This is a genomic window from Streptomyces sp. AC550_RSS872 (genome assembly GCF_019049285.1).
GTDB lineage: Bacteria > Actinomycetota > Actinomycetes > Streptomycetales > Streptomycetaceae > Streptomyces.
On sequence record NZ_JAGMUL010000121.1, the window covers coordinates 120,632 to 124,223 of the forward strand.

Annotated in this window: 1 protein-coding gene; it reads left to right on the forward strand. The window is 70.0% G+C overall.

Annotated elements, in window-relative coordinates; genetic code table 11:
* Positions 1-37: 37 nt before the first annotated feature.
* Positions 38-3,592 (forward strand): condensation domain-containing protein (locus KUM44_RS34785; RefSeq protein ID WP_217213742.1); only part of this gene is annotated, 3,555 nt, incomplete at its 3' end.

Here is a 3,592-nt window from a genome sequence, read left to right on the forward strand (position 1 = left end):
AGACACCCCAGGCGTCCCCCGCCTGACCGCCTACAGCGTGGCCACGGACCCCGTCGGCGCAGACGAACTGCGCAGTCACCTCGCGGCGAGCCTGCCGGGCTACATGGTCCCCGGAGCGTTCGTCGCCCTGGAGGCACTCCCCCTGACCCCCAACGGGAAGCTCGACCGCAAGGCCCTCCCCGAGCCCGACCAGCACGCGCAGGAGTCCGGCCGGCCGCCGCGCACGCCCACCGAGGAGACGCTCGCCCGGCTCTTCGCCCAGACCCTCGGCGTCCGGTCGGTCAGCATCGATGACGGGTTCTTCGACCTCGGTGGCGACAGCATCATGTCCATCCAGCTCGTCTCGCGTGCGCAGTCCAGCGGCATCGGCTTCAGCGTCCGCGATGTCTTCGAGCAGCAGACCGTCGCCGCACTCGCCGCCATCTGCGACAGCTCCCCCACGCAGGCCCAGAAGCCGAACCTGGAGCCCATCGGTTCGGCACCACTGACCGCGATCATGCGGGAGTTCCTGGAACGCGGCGGCCCCGTCAACGAGTACAACCAGTCGATCCTGCTCACCGCCCCGGCCGACGCCACAGCCGAGACGATCACCGCCGCCCTCCAGGCCGTGCTGGACCATCACGACAGCCTTCGACTCAGGCTGCACGCGGACGGGAGGTCAGGATTCACCACCGAGATCCTGCCGGTGGGTGCGGTGCGTGCCGCCGACCACCTCACCCACATCGACGCCACCCACCACACCACCCCCGAAACACTCCACGACCTCACCACCCACCACGCCGCCCAAGCCCGCACCCACCTCAACCCCCACCACGCCCACAACCTCCACGCCCTCTACCTCGACCACGGCCCCCACCAACCGGCCCACCTCGCCCTCATCGCCCACCACCTCGTCATCGACGGCGTCTCCTGGCGCATCCTCCTCGACGACCTCGCCACAGCTCACCGCCAGGTCATCGCTCACGAGGCCCCGGGTACGCTGCCCGCCACCGGAACCCCGTGGCGGCACTGGGCGACCACCATCAACGACCGTGCCGGCGACCCACATCTCCAGGACCAGCTCTCCCACTGGACGGAAACACTCAGCCACCCGCCCCTGCTGGTCCTCGACCCCGCACAGGACACACACGGCACCGCCGGGCACCACACGGCCGTACTCGACGCCGAGACCACGCGGGCCCTTCTCACCTGGGTCCCCGGCCTCTACAACGCCACCGTCAACGACCTGCTGCTCACCGCGTTCAGCCTGGCCACAGCGCGCTGGCACCGCGACCATCCACACCTGGGCCATGCCGACCGGCCCGTCACCCTCACGCTGGAGAGCCACGGGCGCCACGAACATCTCGCCCCCGGAGCCGACCTGGCCCGCACCACGGGCTGGTTCACCACAGCCCACCCAGTGCGGCTGCATCCCCGCACCACGGACTGGACGGATGCCTGGAACGGCGGCCCCTCGCTCGGACACGCCCTGAAGCTCGTCAAGGAGCAGATCCGCACCACCCCGCAGCAGGGCGCGGGCTACGGGCTGCTGCGCTACCTCAACAACGCGACGAAGGCACAGCTCGCCGGACTGCCCACCCCCCAGTACGCCTTCAACTACCTCGGGCGCATCGCCACCAGCGCCAACGCCGACGCCGCCTGGTCCATGGTCGCCGCCGACATCGCGGGCACGCACGCGGACACCCCGCTCGCTCACCCCGTAACGCTCAACGCCATCACGCATGACGCCGACGACGGCCCCCAGCTCCAGGCCGCCTGGACCTACGCGGGCAGGCTCGTCACCGAGGACGAGATGCGGGCGCTGGCCGACTACTGGCTGCACATGCTCAAGTCCCTGGTCACCCATGGCCGACGTGCCGATGCCGGCGGCCTCACCCCTTCCGACGTCGCCCACCCCGCGCTCACCCAGGGACACATCGACGAGTTGGAGGCATCCGGTCCCCCGCTTGAGGACGTACTGCCGCTGTCGCCCCTTCAGGAAGGCTTCGCTTTCCACCATGTGATGGAAGAACACGGCCTGGACGTCTACACCGCCCAGCTCTCCCTCGACCTGGAAGGGGCGGTCGACTCCGGCGCACTGCGTGCAGCCGCGCACACGCTACTGCAGCGGCACGCCAACCTCCGGGCGGCGTTCGTGCAGCAGAGCTCGGGCGAGTGGCTGCAGACCGTCAGGCGTGAGGTGCCGGTGCCCTGGCGCGAGGCCGATCTCTCCGCCCTCTCCACGGACGAGCAGGACACCCGGGCCCGGCGCATCGCGGAGGAGGACCGCTGGACCCGCTTCGACCTCGCCCGGCCCCCGCTGCTGCGCCTCACCCTGCTGCGGCTCGGCGAGTACCGCTACCGGTTCCTGCTGACCAACCATCACATCCTCCTGGACGGCTGGTCACTGCCGATCGTGGTCCGCGAACTGCTGTCGCTGTACATGTCCGGCTCCGACACCGGCCTCCCCCGGGTGATGCCGTACCGCAACTACCTGGCCTGGCTCGCCGAGCGCGACCACGAGGCCGCGCGCGATGCCTGGTCGGCCGCGCTCGGCACCCTGGACGGGCCCACCCTCATCGCCCCCGAGGCGGGCCCCGTCACGACTGCGCCGGAACGTCTCTCCTTCTACCTGGACCAGGAGACAACCGACCAACTCGCCCGCTGGGCCAGCAGCCACGACCTCACCCTGAACACCGTCCTTCAGGGTGCCTGGGCCCTCGCCCTCGCCCACACGCTCAACCGCACCGACATCACCTTCGGCACGACCGTCTCCGGCCGCCCGGCCGAACTGCCGGGCGTGGAGAGCATGGTGGGCCTGTTCATCAACACGGTGCCCGTCCACACCCGGCCCACCGCCGACCAGGACATTGTCGGCTACCTCACCGGACTCCAGCGGCAACAGAACCAGCTCCTCGACCACCAGTGGGTCAGCCTGGCCGAGATTCAGCGCTGGACGGGGCACAAGAAGCTCTTCGACACGGCAATGGTCTTCGAGAACTACCCGGTCGACGTCGCCGGGACCACCGCGCGGCTGGAGGCCGAAGGCCTCCGCCTCACCAGGGCCGAAGGCGCGGATGCCACCGACTCGGTGCTGCATCTCGTCGTCTTCCAGCGGGAGTCGGGCATCGAGCTGCGCCTTGACTACCGTACGGACGCGTGCGAGAAGGATCTCGCCGAATCGGTCGGCACCAGTGCCGTACGAGCGCTCCGCGCCATCGCGGCTGATCCTGAGCAGTCCCTTGCCCGCCTTGAGCTGATCGACCCGGCGGAGCGGCATCAGCTCCTGGAGGAGTGGAACGGGCAGCAGGTCGAGACCGCGCCCGTGGATGTGGTGGCACTGTTCGAGGAGCAGGCCGCCGCGACGCCGAATGCGGTGGCACTGACCTGCGCGGGCCAGGACGTGACGTACGCGGAACTCAACGCACGGGCGAACCAGTTGGGGCGCCATCTGGCGGCCGGCGGGGTGGGCCCGGAGCAGTTCGTCACGGTCGGCATACCCCGCGGCCCCGACTTGATCACCGCTCTTGTCGCCATCGTCAAGTCCGGCGCCGCCTACGTCCCCATCGACCCGGACTACCCGGCGGAGCGCATCGCCCACATCCTCAACGAC